The sequence below is a fragment of the Centipeda noxia ATCC 43541 genome (assembly GCF_000160555.1).
Taxonomy (GTDB): Bacteria; Bacillota; Negativicutes; order Selenomonadales; family Selenomonadaceae; genus Centipeda; species Centipeda noxia.
Genome location: NZ_GG749281.1, coordinates 1 through 20819, shown reverse-complemented (window position 1 = coordinate 20819; position 20819 = coordinate 1). Strand labels below are relative to the sequence as shown.

General features: G+C 57.0%; 23 protein-coding genes, 1 tRNA gene and 1 other RNA gene. 17 read left to right on the top strand and 8 right to left on the bottom strand.

Annotated elements, in window-relative coordinates; all coding sequences use genetic code 11:
- Nucleotides 1-131: 131 nt before the first annotated feature.
- The 3 genes from HMPREF7545_RS07100 to HMPREF7545_RS07090 all read right to left on the bottom strand — a co-directional run bounded on the left by HMPREF7545_RS07100 (nt 132) and on the right by HMPREF7545_RS07090 (nt 2716).
- Nucleotides 132-944 carry a MetQ/NlpA family ABC transporter substrate-binding protein gene (locus HMPREF7545_RS07100; protein WP_006695019.1) on the bottom strand — a complete coding sequence of 271 codons (813 nt, stop codon included), beginning with the start codon at nt 942-944 and terminating at the stop codon, nt 132-134.
- Nucleotides 945-1041: 97 nt separating this feature from the next.
- Nucleotides 1042-1695: a methionine ABC transporter permease gene (locus HMPREF7545_RS07095; protein WP_006696674.1), complete on the bottom strand. Its 654-nt coding sequence runs from the start codon at nt 1693-1695 to the stop codon at nt 1042-1044.
- Nucleotides 1664-2716: a methionine ABC transporter ATP-binding protein gene (locus HMPREF7545_RS07090; RefSeq protein WP_040571281.1), complete on the bottom strand. Its 1053-nt coding sequence runs from the start codon at nt 2714-2716 to the stop codon at nt 1664-1666. The genes HMPREF7545_RS07095 and HMPREF7545_RS07090 overlap by 32 nt, the downstream gene beginning before the upstream one ends.
- Nucleotides 2717-3010: 294 nt before the next feature.
- Here HMPREF7545_RS07090 and HMPREF7545_RS07085 point away from each other — a divergent pair, with 294 nt between their 5' ends.
- The 3 genes from HMPREF7545_RS07085 to HMPREF7545_RS07075 all read left to right on the top strand — a co-directional run bounded on the left by HMPREF7545_RS07085 (nt 3011) and on the right by HMPREF7545_RS07075 (nt 5126).
- Entirely contained in the window at nt 3011-3577 is a 567-nt protein-coding gene (locus HMPREF7545_RS07085) for a DUF3793 family protein (protein ID WP_006696676.1), read from the top strand.
- Between the two features lie 42 nt (nt 3578-3619).
- Nucleotides 3620-4054 (top strand): flavodoxin domain-containing protein, encoded by a 435-nt coding sequence (locus HMPREF7545_RS07080; RefSeq protein WP_006695015.1) that lies wholly within the window; start codon nt 3620-3622, stop codon nt 4052-4054.
- A gap of 160 nt (nt 4055-4214) precedes the next feature.
- Nucleotides 4215-5126 (top strand): hypothetical protein, encoded by a 912-nt coding sequence (locus HMPREF7545_RS07075; protein WP_006695014.1) that lies wholly within the window; start codon nt 4215-4217, stop codon nt 5124-5126.
- 116 nt (nt 5127-5242) lie between these two features.
- Here HMPREF7545_RS07075 and HMPREF7545_RS07070 read toward each other — a convergent pair whose 3' ends face one another.
- Genes HMPREF7545_RS07070 through HMPREF7545_RS07060 form a run of 3 tightly spaced genes read right to left on the bottom strand, consistent with a single transcriptional unit; the run spans nt 5243 to nt 7892 of the window.
- Nucleotides 5243-6523, bottom strand: coding sequence for a glucosaminidase domain-containing protein (locus HMPREF7545_RS07070; protein WP_006695012.1), 1281 nt, complete (start codon nt 6521-6523; stop codon nt 5243-5245).
- Between the two features lie 17 nt (nt 6524-6540).
- Entirely contained in the window at nt 6541-7314 is a 774-nt protein-coding gene (locus HMPREF7545_RS07065) for a class I SAM-dependent methyltransferase (RefSeq protein WP_006695011.1), read from the bottom strand.
- A complete protein-coding gene (locus HMPREF7545_RS07060) occupies nt 7311-7892 on the bottom strand; it encodes an HD domain-containing protein (protein WP_006695010.1) in 582 nt (193 codons plus the stop codon). Before HMPREF7545_RS07060 ends, HMPREF7545_RS07065 begins: the two co-directional genes overlap by 4 nt.
- Nucleotides 7893-8043: 151 nt before the next feature.
- Between HMPREF7545_RS07060 and pheA the strand changes: the two genes are divergently transcribed.
- Complete coding sequence (gene pheA / locus HMPREF7545_RS07055) at nt 8044-8901, top strand: prephenate dehydratase (RefSeq protein ID WP_040571280.1); 858 nt, start codon at nt 8044-8046, stop codon at nt 8899-8901.
- Between the two features lie 16 nt (nt 8902-8917).
- Nucleotides 8918-9952, top strand: coding sequence for a 3-deoxy-7-phosphoheptulonate synthase (gene aroF / locus HMPREF7545_RS07050; RefSeq protein WP_006695008.1), 1035 nt, complete (start codon nt 8918-8920; stop codon nt 9950-9952).
- A gap of 77 nt (nt 9953-10029) precedes the next feature.
- Here aroF and HMPREF7545_RS07045 read toward each other — a convergent pair whose 3' ends face one another.
- A complete protein-coding gene (locus HMPREF7545_RS07045) occupies nt 10030-10401 on the bottom strand; it encodes a RidA family protein (RefSeq protein WP_006695007.1) in 372 nt (123 codons plus the stop codon).
- Between the two features lie 208 nt (nt 10402-10609).
- A complete protein-coding gene (gene pyk / locus HMPREF7545_RS07040; protein WP_006695006.1) occupies nt 10610-12025 on the bottom strand; it encodes a pyruvate kinase in 1416 nt (471 codons plus the stop codon).
- A 185-nt stretch (nt 12026-12210) separates the two neighbouring features.
- Between pyk and HMPREF7545_RS07035 the strand changes: the two genes are divergently transcribed.
- The 12 genes from HMPREF7545_RS07035 (at nt 12211) to HMPREF7545_RS06990 (ending at nt 20761) form a co-directional block, all read left to right on the top strand.
- Nucleotides 12211-13644, top strand: coding sequence for an alanine/glycine:cation symporter family protein (locus tag HMPREF7545_RS07035; RefSeq protein WP_006695004.1), 1434 nt, complete (start codon nt 12211-12213; stop codon nt 13642-13644).
- Nucleotides 13645-13822: 178 nt separating this feature from the next.
- Nucleotides 13823-14788, top strand: coding sequence for a 6-phosphofructokinase (pfkA, locus tag HMPREF7545_RS07030; RefSeq protein ID WP_006695003.1), 966 nt, complete (start codon nt 13823-13825; stop codon nt 14786-14788).
- 417 nt (nt 14789-15205) lie between these two features.
- A complete protein-coding gene (locus tag HMPREF7545_RS07025; protein ID WP_428829624.1) occupies nt 15206-15643 on the top strand; it encodes a DUF2691 family protein in 438 nt (145 codons plus the stop codon).
- Between the two features lie 55 nt (nt 15644-15698).
- Nucleotides 15699-16349, top strand: a complete 651-nt coding sequence (locus tag HMPREF7545_RS07020) for a hypothetical protein (RefSeq protein ID WP_006695001.1) — start codon at nt 15699-15701, stop codon at nt 16347-16349.
- 15 nt (nt 16350-16364) lie between these two features.
- Nucleotides 16365-16499, top strand: a complete 135-nt coding sequence (locus HMPREF7545_RS10465; RefSeq protein ID WP_006695000.1) for a hypothetical protein — start codon at nt 16365-16367, stop codon at nt 16497-16499.
- A 55-nt stretch (nt 16500-16554) separates the two neighbouring features.
- Nucleotides 16555-17160: a hypothetical protein gene (locus tag HMPREF7545_RS07015; RefSeq protein WP_006694999.1), complete on the top strand. Its 606-nt coding sequence runs from the start codon at nt 16555-16557 to the stop codon at nt 17158-17160.
- Nucleotides 17161-17401: 241 nt separating this feature from the next.
- Nucleotides 17402-17492: transfer RNA gene (locus HMPREF7545_RS07010), tRNA-Ser, on the top strand.
- 33 nt (nt 17493-17525) lie between these two features.
- An RNA gene (ffs, locus tag HMPREF7545_RS09950) (signal recognition particle sRNA small type) lies at nt 17526-17625 on the top strand.
- Between the two features lie 73 nt (nt 17626-17698).
- Nucleotides 17699-19534 (top strand): DNA polymerase III subunit gamma/tau, encoded by a 1836-nt coding sequence (gene dnaX / locus HMPREF7545_RS07005; RefSeq protein WP_040571279.1) that lies wholly within the window; start codon nt 17699-17701, stop codon nt 19532-19534.
- A 61-nt stretch (nt 19535-19595) separates the two neighbouring features.
- Nucleotides 19596-19922: a YbaB/EbfC family nucleoid-associated protein gene (locus HMPREF7545_RS07000; protein WP_006694997.1), complete on the top strand. Its 327-nt coding sequence runs from the start codon at nt 19596-19598 to the stop codon at nt 19920-19922.
- A gap of 1 nt (nt 19923) precedes the next feature.
- On the top strand, nt 19924-20520 hold the full coding sequence (gene recR / locus HMPREF7545_RS06995; RefSeq protein WP_006694996.1) for a recombination mediator RecR: 597 nt from the start codon (nt 19924-19926) through the stop codon (nt 20518-20520).
- 1 nt (nt 20521) lies between these two features.
- The gene (locus HMPREF7545_RS06990; RefSeq protein ID WP_006694995.1) at nt 20522-20761 is read left to right on the top strand and encodes a pro-sigmaK processing inhibitor BofA family protein; all 240 of its coding nucleotides are present in this window, start codon (nt 20522-20524) and stop codon (nt 20759-20761) included.
- Nucleotides 20762-20819 lie beyond the last annotated feature (58 nt).

The window sequence follows — 20819 nt, the reverse complement described above, 5'->3', positions numbered from 1 at the left end:
GCTCTCCTGTTCATAGCGAAATACATTCCAATGTTATTTTATCATAGCATGCCATTTATGGAAAGACGGCAAAAAGCGGAAGCCGTCCGTTGACGGCTTCCGCTTTTTGAATATGGGATCGCGTATTTCTGTTAGAATGCCGGAATGATCGCACCCTTGTACTTTTCGTTGATGAAGTTCTTGACCGTATCGGAGTGGAGCGCCTTCATGAGGGCCTGAATCTCGGGACGATTCTCATCGCCCTCGCGGACGACGAGGATGTTGACGTACGGCGAGGTCTTGTCCTCCATGAAGAGGGCATCGCGCGTCGGAACGAGGTCCGCCTGCATCGCCCAGTTCGTGTTGATGACGGAGATGTCTACGTCATCGAGGGTGCGGGGCAGCTGCGGCGCTTCGATCTCTTTGAAATTCAGATGCTTCGGATTGTCGACGACATCCTGGACGGTTGCTGCAGCGCCGACGCCGTCCTTGAGCTTCAGCAGACCTGCACGCTCGAGGAGGAGCAGGGCGCGTCCGCCGTTGGTCGGATCGCTCGGGATGGAGACCTGAGCGCCGTCTCGGAGCTCGTCGAGCTTCTTGATCTTGTGCGAGTAGACGCCCATCGGTTCGACGTGAACGCCGAGGACGTTCACGAGCTTCAGCTCCGGATGCTCGGTGATGAAGTTCTTGAGATACGGCTCATGCTGGAAGAAGTTCGCATCGACCTCTTTGTCGTTCGTTGCGAGGTTCGGCTGGACGTAATCGTTGAACTCGACGATCTCGAGTTTGATGCCTTCCTTTTCGAGCTCGGGCTTGATCGCCTCGAGAATCTCGGCATGGGGAACGGGGGATGCGCCGACCTTGATGACTTTCTCCGTCTTGGCGGCAGAATTGTTCGCGCCGCCGCCGCAGCCGACGAGGGCAAGTGTTGTGAGGGCGAGAACGAGTGTAAGTAATTTCTTCATAAAAACCTCCTTGCTTGTGTATACGTGCCTGACGAAAGTGACGCGTTATGCGAGTGATCGTGTCCGGCACATATTGTGATTGAAATGAGATGGAAATCTATCTCTTATCCAGCCGTGCGGCGAGGGTGTTGCCCAGGAACTGCACGAGCTGGACGAGAACAATGAGAATGACGACGGTGGCGATCATGATGTCCGGACGGAACCTCTGGTAGCCGTAGCGGATCGCAAGATCACCTAGACCGCCGCCGCCGATCGCGCCCGCCATCGCGGACTCGCCGACGAGAGCGATGATGACCGTCGTGAGCTGGCTGACGATGCCGGGCATGGACTCAGGGAGCAGGACGCGGGTGATGATCTGCATCGGCGTTGCGCCCATGGAGAGTGCCGCCTCGACGAGACCGCGCGGCACCTCGCGCAGAGAGGTCTCGACCTGCCGCCCAATGAAGGGAACGGAGGCGATGACGAGCGGCACCATCGCCGCAGTCGTGCCGATCGCCGAACCGACGATGAGGCGGGTCAGCGGGATGATCGCGACCATCAGGATGATGAATGGGATGGAGCGCACGGCGTTGACGACGGCGCCGATGCTGCGGTTGACCATCGGAGCGTCGAGGAATTCACCCTTTGCCGTGACGTGCAGGAGCACGCCGAGCGGGATGCCGATGGCACTTGCGATGAGCATGCTGATGGCGACCATGTAGATCGTTTCGCCCAGCGCTTTAGTTAAGAGGGGCATCATTTCGGCGGACATAGCCGATCACCTCCTGCTTCAAATGCTGTGCGGAAAGATACGCGATGGCCGCCTCGATCTCTGCACGTTCGCCGCGCATCCCGATGATCATGCGGCCGAACGGCATCTCCTTGATCTGGTCGAGCGTGCCGAAGAGCATGGTAACCTCGATGTCGGGAAAGAGGCGGATCATGTCCGCAAGCACGGGATTGTCCGCACTCTCCCCGAGGAACGTGAGACGCAGGAGCATGTAGCTCCCGGGACTCGGATCGCACTCGACGGGATTGCCGCGAAATGCCGTCGGCAGTTCGTTCGAGAGCAGGACACTGATAAATTCTTTGGTGATTGCTTCGCGCGGTTCGGTAAAGACATCAACGACATCTCCCTCCTCGGCGATGACGCCTCCGTCGATGACCGCAACGCGGTCACAGATGTCCTTGATGACCTGCATTTCGTGCGTGATGACGACGACCGTCAGTCCCATGCGGCGGTTGATGTCGCGGATGAGCGCGAGGATGGACTTCGTCGTCTGAGGATCGAGCGCTGAGGTTGCCTCATCGCAGAGGAGCACCTTCGGATCGCCGGCAAGCGCGCGCGCGATGCCGACACGCTGCTTCTGCCCGCCCGAGAGATGGCTCGGATAGGCGTCTGCCCGGTCGGAGAGACCGACGAGGGCGAGCAGCTCTGTGACCTTCGGATGGATTTCATCTGCAGATTTGCCCGCGAGTTTCAGCGGAAAGGCGACATTGTCATAGACTGTCGCGGAGGACAGCAGGTTGAAATGCTGAAAGATCATGCCGATGTGGCGCCGCTCCTCGCGCAGCTCGCTCTCCGACATCTGCATGAGATCGCGCCCGCCCACGAGCACCTCGCCGCTCGTCGGACGCTCAAGCATGTTGATGCAGCGGATGAGCGTGGACTTGCCCGCACCCGAGAGGCCGACGATGCCGTAGATGCTCCCGCGCTCAATGCGCAGATTGATGCCGCGCAGCGCGTGGATGTCATCCGCATATGTTTTCACAATGTTTTTCAAATATATCATAGGCAAGCCTTCCTTTGGCTGTAATATACCGTGACAAACGTAGCACACACGGGGATTTTTGTCAATGTTTTCCACAGAGGCCATAGGGCGTTTACACTGCATCGCCCGATACAGCGGGCGAAAAGATTCTGTTGTCACTGGACAAAAACTCCGCTATAATAGACCCAGACCAAATCGGTAGCTCTCTGTCTCTGACAAGGACGGTTGCCAATGAGAATCGTTTGCGCTATAATATAAAGCCGGATGATTTTCATTGGTACGATTTTGTGCGTTTGTACAGAGGGGGAGATTACGATGCGCTGCCCGGATTTTGAGCATCTGCTCGGCTATCATGCTGCACCCCTGCTTGCGGGTCTGACGGCGGGCAGTCTGCTGTCGTTTCAAAAGAGTCGCTTTCAGGATTTTGACGCGCTGCTCGCGTCTTATGAACCCTGTTTCTCCTGCAAGGGGATCTCGACGTTCCGCGTTGCGGAGGGAGAGGAATATGTCCTCATCCTTTTCTATCGCGCGGAGCTTGTCGCGCGTGCGCTTGCCGTACCGCAGGCGCAGGATCTGCTGTGCGAGGCGGGGTACCGCATTACGGACAGCATGGAGGAGCGTCTCGAGTTCCTGCGCCTGCGAATGCGCGTGCGCAAGACACTGCCGCCGGAGATCGGGCTGTTTCTCGGCTATCCTCCGGAGGATGTGCGCGGCTTTATCACGCGGCGGGGACAGGATTTCGTTTACAGCGGATACTGGAAGGTCTACACGAATGAGGCCGAGGCACGGGCGCTCTTTGAGCAGTACTCGGTCTGTACACATGAGTTCTGTACGCGGCTGGAGGCGGGAAGTCCGCTCGCTGAGTTGGTGCAGGCGGTATAGGGGAGCGGTCACGCTCTCGAGATTCTATGAGGAGGATTTCACATGGCAAAGGTAGCAGTTGTGTACTGGTCCGGCACGGGCAATACGGAGAAGATGGCGGGCGCTGTCGCTGAGGGCGCAAAGGGCGCAGGCGCAGACGCCGATCTCTTCGAGGTAGACAGCTTCTCGGTCGATCAGATCGATAACTTTGACGCTCTTGCGCTCGGCTGCCCCTCGATGGGTGCCGAGGAACTCGAAGAGGGGTCGTATGAGCCGTTCTTCGCAGCTGCGGTTGACAGCGGCAAGCTCTCGGGCAAGCCTGTTGTGCTCTTCGGCTCGTGGGGCTGGGGCGCGGGCGCATGGATGGAGACGTGGTCAGACCGCACGAAGCAGGCAGGTGCCAAGCTCGTCGATACGTTCATCGTGGAAAATGAGCCGGATGCCGAGGGCATCGAGGGCAGCAAGAAGCTCGGTGCGGCGCTCGTCGGCGCGTGCTGACCATACACGGCGCAGCCTAGGTTCGGATAATGGAGTCGCTTCTTGCGGAGCGGCTCTTTTTCTGTGCATTTGCTGGCAGGATTTTGGGGATCGCGCAGAGAATTTATACGGATATGCGCTTAATGCGTGTTCGACAGAGAGAGGGAAAGGTTGATGATCTATGGAGACTGAGACAGCGGCTGCAGCCGTACAGACGGTGGGGTTTATTCACCCCGTGATGGCGGATGTGATGACGATACTCTCGCTTGTCCTCGTCGTGGCGAGCGTCGGCGTCGCCGCTGTTGCAGTGTACTATGCATGGCGGCAGACGGGCGGCACGATCGACGTTATGGAGGGACACATCTCGTGGCTGCGCACGGAGGCGGAGCGCCTTTCGGCGGCGATACAGGAATCTGCGGACAAGGGCAGTGCGGCGGCGGACGAAGCAGCTGCGCTCAAGGAACAGATTGTGCAGCTCGAGACGCGGATCGTGCAGGCAGAGGAGCAGGCGGAGCGGCTTGCGGCACAGATTGCGAACCTGCAGGGCGGGACTGCGGCTCCATCGCCGGAACCGGAGCCTGAGCCGGCGCCTGTATCGGAACCGGAACCTGTGCCCGAGAGGCAAGAAGAGGAGATTGATCTCGACGCGCTGCTCGAGAGCAAGCCGATCTGGCAGGATCTGTTGGACGACTACCATGCGCTGCGCGAGACCTTTACGCCTGCGCGCGGCGCAGAGCTTTGCCAGCCGTTTATCGACAAGTATCATCTGCATTTCCTCATCTGTACGGATCATAATGCGGCCGAGAACGGCAAAGCGATGCCAAAGTTCGAGACGATCGAGGATGTGGGCGAGGCGACGTTCTGGGCGTATGACATCCCCGGACAGCCGGGCGACTATGCCGTGATCCCGAGTCCTATGTTTCCCTACGATCAGAGGATGCACGAGGAGGCGGGGATGAAGGAGACCTTCGCCGCACGCTATGAGCCGGGCAAGATTTACGATAAACTCATCGTGGACATGCCTGCGCTCTTCTCTCTGCGCAATGACAAGTGGAAGATCGAACAGCCGGGCATGCTGGAACTTATAGAATAAGAGCGATATACAGAAGGAGCTGCGTCCGCAGGGAATCTCGGCGCAGCTTCTTTTTTCGATGAGAAACGGGCGGCAGCGGAAGATTTATTCTTCCGCTGCCGCCCGTTGGCATTCGTTTATTTCTTTTTGTCGTGCTTTTTGCCGGAGACATCCTTCAGACACGCCTGAAGCAGAATCTGATTGATGAGGATATCCATGTCTGCAGGCGCGAGCTGTGCCGCATCGGCGAGATGTTTCCATGCCGCCGGATAGTCCTTCGTATGCAGCGCGGCGACGGCGAGTGCATTGTGCGCATCGGCGTTCTGCGGGGCGATCTGCAGCGACTGACGGAGAGCGGCGGCTGCCTGGTCGGAGGCATTTGCTGCGAGCAGGACGAGCCCGTAGTTATACCAGCCCTCGCTGTCGTTCGGCACGGCTTTCAGATAGATTTCATAGGCGCGGCGTGCCTCTTTCACATCGCCGGCAGCTGCGTGGGTGAGAGCAATGCCGAGGAGCGGTTCGGTGCGCTGTGCGTCGCGTTCCTGTGCAGCGGCGAAATCCGCGCGCGCCTCGGGATAGGCGGCGCGGTGCAGATAGACGAGACCGCGGTAGATGCGGTTGTCAGCATTGTCCGCCTGTGCAATGTGTGCATCGGCGGCATGCAGAGAGGCATCGGAGCCGTCGGGCAGACGCGCCTGATCGCGGATCATGAGGATCTCCTGCCCGTAGTTCCTGCCGGGGACTGCCCAGACGCCGTTGAGCTCGACCCACCGCGTGAGGCGCCCGAATACATCGGGGCGCTTCGTTCGGAGGAGATCATAGCGCGGGTCAACGATGGGAACGGTCGGCGGCTGTTTGCTCGCGTAGGCGAGCAGATGCTGAATGTGTGCGCGTGCTCCCGTGCGCATATCGGGAAAGGAGAGTCCCTTGACGCCGCCTCCGGTCGCGCCGAGTCCGCAGAAATTATTCTGCTGCCAGTCGACATCGCCGCCGTAGGCGAAATAGCCTGTTTCTTTGTAGGCCTGCGCAAGAGCTGCATCGGGACGGATGCCCTCGCGTGCCGCCTCCTCGTAGTAGATGCGGACGAGTTCTTCGGGGGTGCCTGTGAGTTTCGGCTGCGGATTGCGTGCCAGGAGACGCGCGAGCATCTGCTCCTCAGTTGCGGCTGCCTCGCCAAGAATCGTGACCTCGGCCGAATCTTCGGCGGGCATGCGGAGCTCATCGTGCGGCGAAGGGACATGGAAGCGGAGCATGCGGACGAGCTTGCCGTCCGCGGTCATCCCCTCCGGGATCTCTGCGGGGAATTGCGGGCGCACGAGTTTGGGCGCGGGTTTTTCGGCCGTGGGCGCGGCGAATGCACAGGAGGCACAGAGAAGTGCCGCTGCGCTGAGTGCGATGGGAAGGGCGCTGAAGAACATAGATAAAATCCTTTCGCTTACTTCGTTCCGTAGAGGATACCCATGCCGCGCAGCATGAACCGCACGGGCAGCGGCATATCGATCCTGCACTCCGAATGCGGGAGGTAGGAGATGTCTGAGATGCCTTTCTCTTTGAGGTAAGTGATGAACTCATCCATCTTGCCGTAGAGATCCCTGTTCTCGAAGGTATCGTGCAGGGCGAAGGCGCCGCCTTTTTTCAGTACGCGCAGGGACTCCTCCACGAGCATGAACTTATCCTTCTGCGTGCGTACCTCATGAAAGACGAAGTTGCTGACGACGGCGTCGAAATGGTTGTCGGGGAAGTCGAGCTGCGCCGCATCTCCGTGCTGGAACGCGCAGCGGTCTGCGACGCCCTCCGCCGCCGCGTTGCCTTCGCACTGCTCTTTGCCGTAGTTCCACATTGCGGGCCAGTAGTCGATGCCCTGTACCTGCGCGAGCGGGAACTTTTTTGCGACGGCGATGGTGAGCGTGCCCGAGCCGCAGCCAATGTCGAGCGCCGTGCCGCTGCCGTCCCACGGCAGCTGATCGAGCAGATAGCTGTGAATGCGCCGCATGAGCCCGCCGCCCTCGAAGGAAAAGACCCGGCGGCAGTAGTACATATAGATGACGACAAAAGTTGCAGCGCCGGAGAGGATCGCGAGGATATAGAAGGACGCTTCCGTACTGAAAAAGAGCGCGCAGCCGAGCGTGAGCACATAGAGTACAGCGGCAATCGCGCAGAGCGTTTTCATCATCGACACAGAAATCCAGTTGCCGTAGTTTGGTTTCATAAATGTTCCTCCTTATTTCTGAGGGATGCGGTCACCGCGTCCACCTCGTTGTTCACTTCGGCGCGCAGATCTTTGAGCGCGGGCGAGAACGCCGCTTCGTTGACTCCATAGGTGTGCTGCAGATCATATTCGAGCGGCAGCCATGTCGCGGGATCGCACTCGTTGTGCGTGATCACTGCCTCCATACGGTCGAGCGCACGCACGAGAAGTGACTCCTCCGTCTCCAGCGCATCCATCTCGTCAAAGAGTACGCGTACCTCCTCTGCAAAAGGCGGAGGAAGTGATGAAATCCATGCGTCGCGCAGTTCGTGCTCCTGCGTGCGGTCGGCCTCCGTTTTCTCAAACGTCGGAATATCCCCCGTAAAGACTTCGCCCACATCGTGCAGCAGGGCCATCAGGAGGACGCGCGTGAGATCGGCAGAGGGGAAGTGGTCACGCAGGAAATACGCCATCAGCGCCATCCGCCAGCTGTGCTCCGCCACACTCTCCTGTCGGCCGGACTTCATCCACGCGTGGCGCGTGCGCTCCTTGAGGCCTGCGATGCAGTGCATGACGGCAAGATATTCCTTGGGAGACATAGACACCCCTTTTCGTTCGGCTGAGAAATCGTATCTATTATAGCACAGCTGTATCGTAAGGGAAATGTATATGAAATGAAAGTGGTTCCCATCGCCCTTGTCAACGTGCCGTACATATAGTATGATAGAAAACTATATAGGAGGAATGCGTGTGAGACAGAAAATGGGCGTGCTCGGTCCCGTGGGGACCCACAGCGAGGCGGCGGCGCTCTATCTCATGGCGTGGCAGCGGCTCGACCGCGAGATCGTTTGCTTCGGCGATATCGGAGAGTGTCTGCACGCAGCGGAGACGGGCGCTGTGGACGCTGCATTTGTGCCTGTCGAGAACTCGCTCGAGGGGGCAATTGCCGTAACGCTCGATACGCTCGCGCACTCGGATACCCTGCGCGTGCGGCGTGAGGTCATCTGGCCCGTACACAACTATCTCATGGCGCGCCGCGCGGATGGTGAGATTCGCTGCATCTACTCACATGCGCAGCCCATCGCGCAGTGCAGGGACTTCCTCCTGCGGTGCTGCCCGCGGGCAGAGATCATCAAAACCGCGAGCACGGCGCGCGCAGCGGAGATCGTCGGTGCCGCGTCTGCAGATGCGGGCTGGGCGGCAATCTGTACGCGCAGGGCAGGCGAGCTGAACGGTCTGGTCGAGATCGCGGGAAAGATCGAGGATCGCGGCTCCAACTGCACGCGCTTCTTCGAAGTTGTGCGCGACGGAACGATCCCGCCGCCCGCCGAGAAGAACGATACCGTTCTCCTCGTCTGCCAGATCGATGGCACGCGCGCGGGCGCACTCTACGATGTGCTCGGCGAGTTTGCGCGCCGCTTTGTGAATCTCACGCGCATCGAGTCACGTCCCGCGCGGACGGAGCTCGGCGCGTATATGTTCTTTTTCGATCTCGATGCCCACAGCGATGCGGATGCCGTGCGCGCGTCCATTGATGCCGTCGCCGAGAAGAGTGTCTGGCTGAAGGTACTCGGCGCTTTCCCTGTGCATATGGCACACAACGAATAGCAAAGGAGCAGATACCATGGTTGTCATTATGAATTCGGATGCCACACAGGCGGATATTGAGGGCGTCATTCGTGCCATCGAGGAGAAGGGGCTCGAGGCAAAGGTTATGGAGGGAGCGCGCCAAAAGATCGTCGGCGTCATCGGCGATAAGACAAAGCTCGCCTCAACTCCGCTCGATGCGATGCACGGCGTCGAGACGACCGTCGCCATCTCCAAGAGCTACAAACGTGCGAGCCGCGAGTTCCACCCCGCACCGACGGTCATCGACATCCGCGGCGTGCGGATCGGTGACGGAACGCCTGTCGTCATGGCGGGCCCCTGTGCCGTCGAGTCGCGCGCACAGCTCATAGAGACCGCGGAGATCATCAAAGCAGGCGGGGCGCAGTTCATCCGCGGCGGCGCGTATAAGCCGCGCACCTCACCCTACGCATTCCAGGGGCTCGAGGAAGAGGGCCTGAAATATCTCGCCGAGGCACGCGAAAAGACCGGTCTCGCTGTCGTCACCGAAGTGACGGTGGTCGAGGCGGTGGACACAGTGGCCGCCTATGCGGATCTCCTTCAGATCGGCGCACGCAACATGCAGAACTTTGGCCTCCTGCGTGCGGTCGGACGCTCAGGCAAGCCCGTCATGCTAAAGCGCGGCCTTGCGGCCACCATCGACGAGTGGCTGAACGCCGCCGAGTACATCATGAACGAGGGCAATCCGAACGTTATCCTCTGCGAGCGCGGCATCCGCACCTATGAGACCTACACGCGCAACACATTCGACATCAGTGCGGTCGCGGCGATCAAGCATCTCTCACACCTGCCGATCATTGCTGATCCGAGCCACGGTACGGGCAAGTGGCGCATGATCAAGCCCATGGCTCTCGCTTCCATTGCAGCGGGGGCGGACGGCCTCATCATCGAGGTACATCCGAACCCGGCGCGCGCCCTCTCTGACGGCCCGCAGTCACTCACGCCGGAGAACTATCTCGACCTCATGGCGAGCGTGCGGAAACTCAGCCGATTCATGGCGGACGAGCACATCGAGCCGATGGTTTTGAACTGAATAACTGCATTGAAAAGGGACGATCCGTGCGGATCGTCCCTTTTCTGTTTTCCTGTGGGAGAAATGGGGGAGAAAGATCAGACCTCGGCGATGACCTCGATCTCACAGAGTGCGCCTGCGGGCAGTTCCTTTGCCGCGACGCAGGAGCGCGCGGGTTTGCTCGTGAAGTACCGGGCATAGACCTCGTTGAACGCGGCGAAGTCCCCCATGTCGGCGAGGAAGCAAGTCGTCTTGACAACGCGTGTGAGATCGGTGCCGGCCGCTGCGAGCACGGCACTGAGGTTCTTGCAGACCTGCTCCGCCTGCTCTTTGACATTTGTTCCCGTGATCTTGCCCGCGGCGGGATCGATGCCGATCTGCCCTGAGGTGTAGACGAGGCCTCGGACACGCATCGCCTGGCTGTATGGGCCGAGGGCGGCGGGGGCGTTGTCGCTGTGAATTGTTTCCATAATAGTCTCCTTCCATCTTGGGCAGCTTTTTCGCCTGATCTTTGGGGACACCCTCTGCACAGCTTCTCACTGCGTGTTGTCATTTCCCTGATCAGACAAAAATCTGTGCCAAGCGCAATCCGATACGCATCAAAAATATCCCGGACGGTTCAAAAAAGGAAGCCGTCTCATATGCAGGCGGCTTCCTTTCATCATTTATCAGTCATGCTCAGTGGATCGTTGTCACGCGGATAGCGACGGAGCCGCCCTCGTTGTAGGTCATTCCTGCGACCATGACGACCTTGTCGCCCTGCTTGACATAGCCGTGCGAGAGTGCACCGCGCGTGCAGGACTCGATCATGTCCTCGACCCCGGTCCACTTGCGGCCGAGGATGGAGTAGACGCCCCAGCGCAGATTGATGTGGCGCGCGACCATTGGATTCGGCGCGTAGGCGACGATCGTTGCCTTCGGGCGGTACTTCGAGACGACGCGCGTCGTGTAGCCGGACTGTGTCGGCGTCAGGATCGCAGCGGCGCTCGTCTCATAGGCCAGCTGCACCGTTGCGTGGGAGACGGCGTCCGTCACCGAGGAGCGTTCGCGGATGCTGCGCGCGCGGATGATCGAGTCGTACTCGAGTGACTCTTCCATGCGCAGCGCAATCGTGCTCATCATCTTGACCGCCTCGACCGGGTAGTCGCCGCTCGCCGTCTCGCCCGAGAGCATGATGGCGTCCGCGCCGTCGAAGATCGCGTTGCCGACATCCGAGACTTCGGCGCGGGTCGGGCGAGGATTCGTCGTCATCGACTCGAGCATCTGCGTCGCAACGATAACAGGCTTGCCGACCGCGTTGCACTTGCGGATGATTTCCTTTTGGATGACGGGCACGTCCTCCGCCGGGACCTCGACGCCGAGATCGCCGCGTGCCACCATGATGCCGTCCGAGACCGCGAGGATCGCGTCAAAGTTGTTGACGCCCGCCAAATTTTCAATCTTTGGGATGATCTCCATGTGACCGCCGTGCTTTGCGATCAGATGGCGGATCTCCTCTACGTCCGACGGACGCTGGATGAACGATGCCGCAACAAAGTCCATATCGTTCTGAATGCCGAAGATAATGTCGCGCTCGTCCTGCTCCGAGATCGCAGGCAGACTCAGCTCAATGCCCGGCGCCGCCACGCGCTTGCGCGTCGACATGGGCCCGCTGTTCTGGATGGTTGTCACGATGTCCTTGCCGCGGATTTCGTCGACCACGAGCCCGACAAGACCGTCCGAGAGGAGCAGTGTGTCGCCCGGCTTTACCTCGCTGTAAAGCTGCTTGTGATTCACACTGACATGTGTCTCGTCCCCCGGCGTATCGTCATAGGTCAGCGTGAACTGTTTGCCCTTCTCGAGCTGCACCTTGCCCTCTGCGAACTCGCCGAGGCGCATCTCCGGGCCCTTCGTATCGAGGATCAGTGAGATCACTTTGCCTGCGCGTTCAGCCGCTTCGCGCACCTTGCTGATACGTACGAGGTGCTCTGCATGGGTACCGTGGGAGAAGTTGAAGCGCGCGCAGTTCATTCCGCTTTCGATGAGCGCGTCGACAATCCCGTCCGGATCCGTTGCCGGTCCCTGCGTACATATGATTTTCGTCTTTTTCAGCATGTCGTATCCCCGCCTTTTATTCCTAAATATTATGGCTGATAATATTCTACACTCTTTTCGGTGAGAAGTAAAGGAATCCCTGCTAAATTCGGACACGGTGCTTGGGCGAAAGAATACAGGAATCCAATTTGACAAAACTTTGCTTTTTCCATATTATGAAGGTTATGTTTTGAAAGGACGGTTCTATGGATTTTCTCAATTCTCTTGTCGGTTCGATCAACGACTTCCTGTGGACTTATATCATCATCGTTGTGCTCGTCGGCTCGGGGCTCTGGTTCACATTTTCCACCGGGCTGATTCAGCTGCGTGCTCTGCCCGAGATGGTGCGCCTCCTCACGGGGGATCTCGGCCGCCGTCCGAGCGGACGAAAGGCGATCTCTTCGTTCCAGGCTTTTTGCGTCAGTACGGCCTCGCGCGTCGGCGTCGGCAACATCGCAGGTGTTGCCATCGCCATCGTTACCGGCGGTCCCGGCGCCGTATTCTGGATGTGGGTCATCGCCTTCATCGGCACGGCGACGGGATTTGTCGAGAGCACGCTCGCCCAGATCTACAAGATCCCGCGCGGACACGGGCTCTTTCACGGCGGTCCCGCATACTACATCCAGAATGCACTCGGACAGCCTGCCGTCGCAAAGCTCTTTGCTGTGCTCATCTCCGTCACCTTCGGCCTGATCTACGTATCCGTTCAGGCAAATACGATCGCGCTTTCGATGGAGAAGGCGTTCGGCATTGATACATGGGTGATGGGCGGCATCCTCGCCGTCCTCTCGGGCGCCGTTATCTTCGGCGGGATTCACCGCATTGCGAACTTTACCACACTGCTCGTGCCGTTCATGGCAGGGCTCTATCTCCTCATTGCGCTGGTCGTTGTCATCATGCACATCAATGAGGTGCCGGGGATGTTTGCGCTCATCCTGCATGACGCGTTCAGCCCGCAGGCAGCGGTCGGCGGCGGGCTCGGCACCGTCATTCTCACGGGCATCCGCCGCGGCCTTTTCTCGAACGAGGCAGGCGAGGGCTCCATTCCGAATGCGGCAGCGACCGCGAATGTCACGCACCCGGTCAAGCAGGGACTCGTGCAGGCATTCGGCGTCTACGTCGACACATGGATCGTCTGCTCGGCGACGGCGTTCATCGTGCTCCTCACGGGTCAGTATACGATCGGCGGAAATACGACCGGGATCGCGCTCGCACAGGACTCGCTCGCGAGCGTCTTCGGCGGCGGCGCTTCGGCGCTGCTCGCCGTGCTCATCTTCCTCTTTGCCTTCAGTTCGGTTGTGGGCAATTACTACTACGGCGAGATCAACATTCATTTCTTTGGCGAGAATACGGGGACGGCGCTCTTTCTCTATCGCACCGCCGTCGTCGTCATGGTGTTCTTTGGCTGCGTTGCCGCGCTCGGACTTGTGTGGAACCTCGCCGACCTCTTCATGGCGATGATCTGTCTCACGAACCTCTATGCGATCGGACGCCTCGCGCCGCTGGCACGCATCGCACTCACGGACTACTTCGCACAGAAGGCAGCGGGCAAGAATCCTGTCTTCGACCCGTCCGTCATGCCTGACCAGCACGGCATTGTGGGCTGGGATGAGGAGCAGTTCAAACCACAGAAGCACTGATACAAAAAATAAAGAGAGATTGGATTTTCCCTCCGGGGAGATCCAATCTCTCTTTTTGCCGTCTGATCTTCCGGCTGAGTTTTTTGCATGTGAGGCTTTACTTTTCGTGCCTGCTTTCGTAGAATAGGAGCAGAATAGACATCGCACAGAGTGCGCCATAGGGACGGGGGATGTTTTTATGCTGAAAAAGGCAATCGCGGTGGTCACATCGGGCGGCGACAGCCCGGGTATGAATGCGGCGGCGCGCGCAGTGGTGCGCACGGCGACCTACGAGGGTGTCGAGGTCTACGGCGTGCACAACGGATACAGCGGCATGGTGCATGACGATATCGTACAGCTCACCACGCGCAGTGTCAGTGATCTGATCCAGCGCGGCGGCACATTCCTCGGCACAGCGCGCAGCAAGTCATTCATGACGCCGGAGGGGCGCAGGACAGCGTTTGAGAATCTGCGCAAGCGCGGCATCGAGGGGCTTGTCATCATCGGCGGGGACGGTTCGCTCACAGGCGGCTCGCTCCTCAGTCAGGAGACCGGCATGCCGATCGTCGGCCTGCCGGGAACGATCGACAATGATATCTGGGGCATGGACTATACCATCGGCTGCGACACGGCGTGCAACACGATCGTGGATGCGATCAACAAGCTGCGCGATACGGCATCGGCACACCGCCGCATTATCATTGTCGAGGTCATGGGGCGCCACTCGGGCTGGCTCGCAATGATGTCGGGTATTGCGGGCGGTGCGGAATACATCCTCGTGCCCGAGGTCGCATTCGACCTCGAGGAGATCAGCTGCGAGCTGAAGGAGATGTACGAACGCGGCAAGCGTTACAGCATCATCGTCGTCGCCGAGGGCGCAGGTTCGGGCGTCGAGATCGGCAAGATCATCGGGGAAAAGACGGAGATCGACACGCGCGTCTCAGTGCTCGGGCACATCCAGCGCGGCGGTTCGCCGACGGTGGAGGACCGCATCAAGGCATCAATGCTCGGCGAGAAGGCGGCACTGGCGATCATCTCGGGGGTCAACGATGTGATCTTCAGCTTCAACGAGGGGCAGGTCGTGAGCGTGAACCTCTTCGAGGCCGTCAACAACACGAAGACCCTTGACCCGGAGCTTGTGCGCCTCTCGCGTGTGCTGGCCTAGAACGGCGGCAGGGAAGTGCGTCGTGTGTGCGCTCCGTCGTCATCTCATCAACACGAGGCTAAGGCTTTGTACGGCATTTCTTCTTGGGAGGAGAGTGTCGTGCGGGGCCTTTTATTTTTAAAGCCCATTCTTTGAACGCTGCGTGGCCGGTGGGCTGATGAGAGCCTCTCAAATCATCGTAAGAAAGCTGATCTTCAGCGATGCCGTTCCCTGCCCTCATCCGCGCAGAGGACAGACGGTCATGTCCTGGATCTTAAACACAAGCTCTGTCCCAATCCTCTGTTCGACTTTAAGGAGCGAGGTATTCGGCATGACCTCTCGAGGGCAACTGGTTCTTTACAAGGACGGGCGAAAAAGAGGAAGCAGATAAAGTCTATCTCCGGAATGAGACAAAAATGGGCATCCGAAAAGGAGCAGGTGAGAAATTTGGACAATATAAAAAAAATAAGTTTTATCATTCCAAATGAATGGGGACAATATTTATATCGTATACTTTCCCCCATAAAGGATATCGTCGATGGTACATGGGAGGTTTATGGTACATGGGAAGTTGTTGATCTTCAGGCATGGAAAAATATAAACGGTGAAATGGTTGATTTATTTGATTCCGATTATTTTTCAAACCAAGATTTTTTCTCATTGCTCGAGTCACGTATGTACTATATAGTATCAGGTATATTCAGCTTAAAATCTTCCATCGAAAACAAAACGGACAAGGTAAATGGAGCTTATTTAGAAGTCGTTGTAACAGATAGTGTATATGTAGATATTTCTTCTGTTGATGACAAGATAATATCTGCCTTGTATACGAATGCAGTAAACCAAGGATTTGAAAATATTGAAATGGATGGATAATTGCGTCTGGACGGCAGAATTTCAGGGAACTGTTTCCTTGTCGGAGGATTGACCTATGGTGATAGATCGCATCAAAAAAATAGTTCTCCGCGGAGGCATACTGTGCGGCACTTTATTAAGTGTATGGATCCTTTATCAGGTTCTATTCGGATTTAAATATTGGCTGAATACATGGTTCGATCCGCCCTACGGGCCATATATCTCTCCTGAATACGATATAGAAATCTTTTGTAAGGGACAAATACTCGTTCATCGCAGCCAGTCTAATCAAGTGGCACTGTGGGACATGCACTTGGAGGAATGGACAAGGCATGGCGGAGCGAGTAAAGTACGCGTCCTTGACAACGAAGTATACACATGGGAAAAGGATATGGGCTTGTTCTATCAGGAGAATAAGTTTTATGTGTATGGAAGTGTGGGGTTCTATATAATCCAGTCTGAGCCGTTTCATGTTACGCTCCTGATCAATCCGGAGGTTGATTTATCTTCTCCAGAATACAAATATTTATCAAAAGCATTGGCAAAATATAGTGATGATGAATTAACTATTCTTCACAGTGAAACAGAGTTGGAGGAAAGAGATCACCTCTTTTATGAACAACTGTCAACACCTCCCATAATACAGCCCGAATTTTTTTATACTATGCCGCTGAAAAGAGATGGCACGATTGATTATCGAAAAATGCTGCTATATCCTTTCAGCTAAACATTGGCAGATCAAATGGAACTGAATGAGCTCGGCAGAATCTTCGACAAAAAGAAGATCGAAGAACAGCAGGAACTTGCCACTGTCTTCGGTGAGGAGACATTCCGTCTCGTGCATAACCTCCCCGACGATGGCAGTGGACGAATCTGATTCACTCCATCATCAGATAACGGATCTGGTTCATGAATAAGAGGAGCTGAGGCATATGAAATCCTACTTTGTCGTAAAAACACTCACCTTCATCATTGGGATCGGTTTTGCCCTTTATGTGTGGTTTCTTACATACTCCTATGTCACGCCCGTCTACTTGCCGGAGACCACAAATATAGCGGGGTTTCGCTACCAGTTGTATTTCCATGATCAAGTATTATCTGACACTTATGAACGCCGTGCGCTGGAGATGAATTGCTATGCCCATGAATATAAATTTCCATATCTGTATGCTTACGGAGAGTCGGGGTATACAAAAATATGTGTCATCCCACTCTTTACAAAGATCATCAAAATCGAAAACTATGCGAGTGATGCTCGTATGTCATGGGATGGGCCTAGCAATTTGGTAAGTAATTTAAAGGATTTACAGGAGGCATATGGATCGAGCTTGATTTTAATAGAAGATTTGGATGATATCTCCATAGAAGACAAAAGGATCTTTTTAGAGCTGAGGAGACGAGGAGAAAAAAGTAAAACATGGAGTCTCGAAGCAGCAAAGGACAGTCAGAGACGGGATATCATCAAAGATCTGGATGAAATATCGGAGGCGTTGGAAGAAAGCCTCCGAAGGCAAGAACTGGAGCAGGATCAAGAATAAGATACGGAACTCGAGGCAGGGAATATGCAAAATTTATGGAGAGTACAATATGGAAAGGGAAGGATTATGGCGCATGATGAAAGGCAAACGAATTCTCGCATATTTTCGCGGCGGTCAAGAATGATGTGAATACGTAAAATCTGCCGCTGTGCCGTTTTCTTTTTTTCTTGACAAGATTCTTTAAAACGTGCTAGACTAGCAAGCGTTGCAGAAGTGAATAGCTTTATTTTTGATAGCACGTGGAGAGTTGTCCGAGTGGTTGAAGGAGCACGCCTGGAAAGCGTGTGTGCGGTGATACCGTACCGAGAGTTCGAATCTCTCACTCTCCGCCATTTTTATTGATTTTTCTCAGGGCGGGCTGCAGTGCCTTGGTCTCGCGCAATGGAACCCTGTGAACCCCGTCAGGTCCGGAAGGAAGCAGCGGTAAGCGGATCGTTCCATGTGCCGCGAGGACGCCTGGGAACTGCGGCCTGCCGTGGGAGAAATCGGAATATCGTTGCAGCCCGGGGGGCTGCTTTTTTGTTCGGGAGGAGTGACCATGTCTTACGTTGCGCTGTATCGCCGCTGGCGGCCGGAGAGTTTTGCCGATCTCGTGGGGCAGGAGCATATCAGCCGTACACTTTCTCGTGCGGTTGCATCGGGGCAGACGAGCCATGCCTATCTCTTCACGGGGCCGCGCGGCACGGGCAAGACGAGTACGGCCAAGATCCTCGCGCGTGCGCTCAACTGTGCCGAGGGGCCGACGCTGACGCCGTGCGGTGTGTGTGAGTCCTGCCGCAGCATCAGCGACGGCTCATCGATGGATGTGTTCGAGATCGATGCGGCATCGAACCGCGGCATCGATGAGATCCGCGATCTGCGCGAGTCGGTGAAGTTCGCGCCGACAGCAGGGCGCTATAAAATCTACATCATCGACGAAGTGCACATGCTGACGACGGAGGCGTTCAACGCGCTCCTCAAAACACTTGAGGAGCCGCCTGAGCGCGTGATCTTCATCCTCGCGACGACAGAGCCGCATAAGGTGCCGGCGACGATTCAGTCTCGCTGTCAGCGCTATGATTTCCACCGCATTACGGTGACGGAGATTCGCGACCGCCTGCTGTATGTCTGCCGGGAGTCCGGCATTGCGGCAGAGGAGGATGCACTCGGGCTCATTGCGCTGCAGGCGGACGGCGGGATGCGCGATGCGCTTTCCATCCTCGATCAGTGCACGGCGCTCGCGGAGGGGCAGCTTACGACAGAGCGGGTGCAGGAGGCGCTCGGCCTCGTTGGGCATGCATGGATTGAGAAGATGGCAATGCAGATCGCGGACTGTGATGCTCCGGCACTCATTGCCCAGCTGGGTGAACTCCTGCAGAACGGGCGCGAGCTGAAGCAGATTCTCGGAGAACTTGCTCAGTACTTCCGCAGTCTGATGATCGTCGGTGTGGGCGGAACTGTCAGTGCAGCGGAGTTCTGTGCAGAGCAGGAGGATGTTCTGCGTGAGGAGGCCAAACGCTTCACACAGGAAAAGATCATGACGATCCTGCGTACGCTCAATGAGACGATGCAGGAACTGCGCTTCTCACCGCAGCCGCGCATCGCAGTCGAGACGATGTTCATTGCGCTTTGCCGTGCAGCAGATGCACCGGCGCCGCAGACTGCAGAACAGACCGCGGCATCGAACAGTGCGGACACGCTGCGTATTGCGCGGCTCGAGGCACAGATAGCGCAGCTGACGGCGCGCCTTGCAGCAGGCGGCGCGGCGAAGAATGCAGTCGGTCGGAATATCTCGCCTGCTGCAGGAGCGGGAGTGCCGCCGATCGGTTCGACGAGGACGAAGGATACGAAGACTGCCGCGACGAAGCGTGCCGCAGCATCAAAAGCTGCGCCCCCGGTTCCGGACAACGCGCCTCGTCAGCTGGATGCGGAGCTCTGGAAGAGTTTTCAAGTACGTCTTAAGGAGCGAAACAAGCTTGCCGCCTCTTTGCTCTCGGGAGCGGACTACGAGGGAATGACGGAGACGCATTTCTTCATCCGGCCCTCGTCTGATATGGCGCGCGATTACATCGGAAAGAGGCATCGTGCCGTTTTTGAGGAGGTCATGACGGAGCTCGCGGGACATCCTGTCGTTGTCGTCTGCACAGGCGGTGAGGAGGAGTCGGCCGCGCCGCCGCCCGCCGAGAAGCGGCCGGAATATCCGGAGCAGGTAACGGAGCTGCTCAAAATCGCAGGCGAGGGGGCGCGTGTCGAGGAGGTCACAGCACCTGTCCCCCGTCGCGCAGAGAAAGCTACAGCGCCTCGTGAAGACGCATCGTATGGGGCGTATGAGCCGACGCCGGACGAGGAGGCAGAGATGTTTGACAGCGATGAGCTTCCGGACGATGATGCTTGACGGCGGGGATGCTTTTTGTTAGGCTAGATATATGATTTCTACAATACAAAGGAGAGCTACTATGTTTAACGGCGGCGGCAACATGGCCGGCATGATGAAAAAAGTCCAGAAGATGCAAAGCGAAATGAAGAAGATGCAGGATGAGCTCAAGCGCAAGACCATCGAGGTCTCTGCGGGCGGCGGCGCTGTGAAGATCGTCATGGACGGCGAGAAGCAGGTGCAGAATCTCGTTATTGCCCCGGATGCGGTTGATCCCGAGGATGTTGAGATGCTCCAGGATCTGATTTCGGCTGCGTTTAATGAAGCGACGAAGAAGGTTGATGAGATGATGGCACAGGAGATGGGCAAACTTACGAGCGGACTCGGACTCCCGCCGGGACTCCTCTGAGATGCAGCATATCGCACCGCTTACGCAGCTCATAGAGCAGTTTCGTACGCTGCCCGGCATCGGAGCAAAGACGGCGGCGCGTCTTGCCTATCATGTTCTCGACATGGACATGGAGCGGGCGCGTCGGCTTGCTTCTGCCATTGTTGAAGCAAAAGAGAAGATTGGTTTTTGCTCCACCTGCTTCAACCTCACGGACAGCGATCCTTGTGCCATCTGTATGGCGGAGAAGCGGGATCACACGATGATCTGCGTCGTCGAGCAGCCGCCCGACGTGGCGGCTATGGAGCGTATGAATGACTACGATGGCGTGTATCACGTTCTGCACGGCGCACTCTCGCCGATCGAGGGCATCGGGCCGAACGATATCCGCATCCGTGAGCTTGTCACGCGCGTTGGCACAACAGATGTGGAGGAGGTGATTGTTGCGACCAACCCAAACGTTGAGGGCGAGGCGACCGCAATGTACATTGCGAAGCTTCTGAAGCCCATGGGTGTCCGTGTTACGCGCATCGCACACGGTTTGCCCGTCGGAGGAGATCTGGAATACGCGGACGAGGTAACTCTTTCGCGTGCAATGGAAAATAGGAGGGAAATCTGAGATGGATATTATTGTTGCTCTTGCTGTCGGCATTGTATTGTTTGCAATTCTCGGGAAGGTGATCGCTCTGCCGTTCCGTATCCTGTGGGCACTCATCACAAACAGCATCGTCGGTGCTGTTATCCTGTGGGTCATCAATTTGTTTGGCGCAGGCATCGAGATCACCTTCTTCAAGGCGCTCATTGTCGGCATCTTTGGCATTCCGGGTGTCATTGTCGTCCTGATTGCACATATGATGTGAGAGTTATGCGAAAAAAATTGAGAAAAGTTTAAGAAAAAAGCTTGACGAAAGAATATGA

What these genes read in the sequence shown, in the direction of transcription:
- HMPREF7545_RS07100 (WP_006695019.1), bottom strand. Translation starts at nt 944, where the DNA reads ATGAAGAAATTACTTACACTCGTTCTCGCCCTCACAACACTTGCCCTC.
- HMPREF7545_RS07095 (WP_006696674.1), bottom strand. Translation starts at nt 1,695, where the DNA reads ATGTCCGCCGAAATGATGCCCCTCTTAACTAAAGCGCTGGGCGAAACG.
- HMPREF7545_RS07090 (WP_040571281.1), bottom strand. Translation starts at nt 2,716, where the DNA reads ATGATATATTTGAAAAACATTGTGAAAACATATGCGGATGACATCCAC.
- HMPREF7545_RS07085 (WP_006696676.1), top strand. Translation starts at nt 3,011, where the DNA reads ATGCGCTGCCCGGATTTTGAGCATCTGCTCGGCTATCATGCTGCACCC.
- HMPREF7545_RS07080 (WP_006695015.1), top strand. Translation starts at nt 3,620, where the DNA reads ATGGCAAAGGTAGCAGTTGTGTACTGGTCCGGCACGGGCAATACGGAG.
- HMPREF7545_RS07075 (WP_006695014.1), top strand. Translation starts at nt 4,215, where the DNA reads ATGGAGACTGAGACAGCGGCTGCAGCCGTACAGACGGTGGGGTTTATT.
- HMPREF7545_RS07070 (WP_006695012.1), bottom strand. Translation starts at nt 6,523, where the DNA reads ATGTTCTTCAGCGCCCTTCCCATCGCACTCAGCGCAGCGGCACTTCTC.
- HMPREF7545_RS07065 (WP_006695011.1), bottom strand. Translation starts at nt 7,314, where the DNA reads ATGAAACCAAACTACGGCAACTGGATTTCTGTGTCGATGATGAAAACG.
- HMPREF7545_RS07060 (WP_006695010.1), bottom strand. Translation starts at nt 7,892, where the DNA reads ATGTCTCCCAAGGAATATCTTGCCGTCATGCACTGCATCGCAGGCCTC.
- aroF (WP_006695008.1), top strand. Translation starts at nt 8,918, where the DNA reads ATGGTTGTCATTATGAATTCGGATGCCACACAGGCGGATATTGAGGGC.
- HMPREF7545_RS07045 (WP_006695007.1), bottom strand. Translation starts at nt 10,401, where the DNA reads ATGGAAACAATTCACAGCGACAACGCCCCCGCCGCCCTCGGCCCATAC.
- pyk (WP_006695006.1), bottom strand. Translation starts at nt 12,025, where the DNA reads ATGCTGAAAAAGACGAAAATCATATGTACGCAGGGACCGGCAACGGAT.
- HMPREF7545_RS07035 (WP_006695004.1), top strand. Translation starts at nt 12,211, where the DNA reads ATGGATTTTCTCAATTCTCTTGTCGGTTCGATCAACGACTTCCTGTGG.
- pfkA (WP_006695003.1), top strand. Translation starts at nt 13,823, where the DNA reads ATGCTGAAAAAGGCAATCGCGGTGGTCACATCGGGCGGCGACAGCCCG.
- HMPREF7545_RS07020 (WP_006695001.1), top strand. Translation starts at nt 15,699, where the DNA reads ATGGTGATAGATCGCATCAAAAAAATAGTTCTCCGCGGAGGCATACTG.
- HMPREF7545_RS10465 (WP_006695000.1), top strand. Translation starts at nt 16,365, where the DNA reads ATGGAACTGAATGAGCTCGGCAGAATCTTCGACAAAAAGAAGATCGAA.
- HMPREF7545_RS07015 (WP_006694999.1), top strand. Translation starts at nt 16,555, where the DNA reads ATGAAATCCTACTTTGTCGTAAAAACACTCACCTTCATCATTGGGATC.
- dnaX (WP_040571279.1), top strand. Translation starts at nt 17,699, where the DNA reads ATGTCTTACGTTGCGCTGTATCGCCGCTGGCGGCCGGAGAGTTTTGCC.
- HMPREF7545_RS07000 (WP_006694997.1), top strand. Translation starts at nt 19,596, where the DNA reads ATGTTTAACGGCGGCGGCAACATGGCCGGCATGATGAAAAAAGTCCAG.
- recR (WP_006694996.1), top strand. Translation starts at nt 19,924, where the DNA reads ATGCAGCATATCGCACCGCTTACGCAGCTCATAGAGCAGTTTCGTACG.
- HMPREF7545_RS06990 (WP_006694995.1), top strand. Translation starts at nt 20,522, where the DNA reads ATGGATATTATTGTTGCTCTTGCTGTCGGCATTGTATTGTTTGCAATT.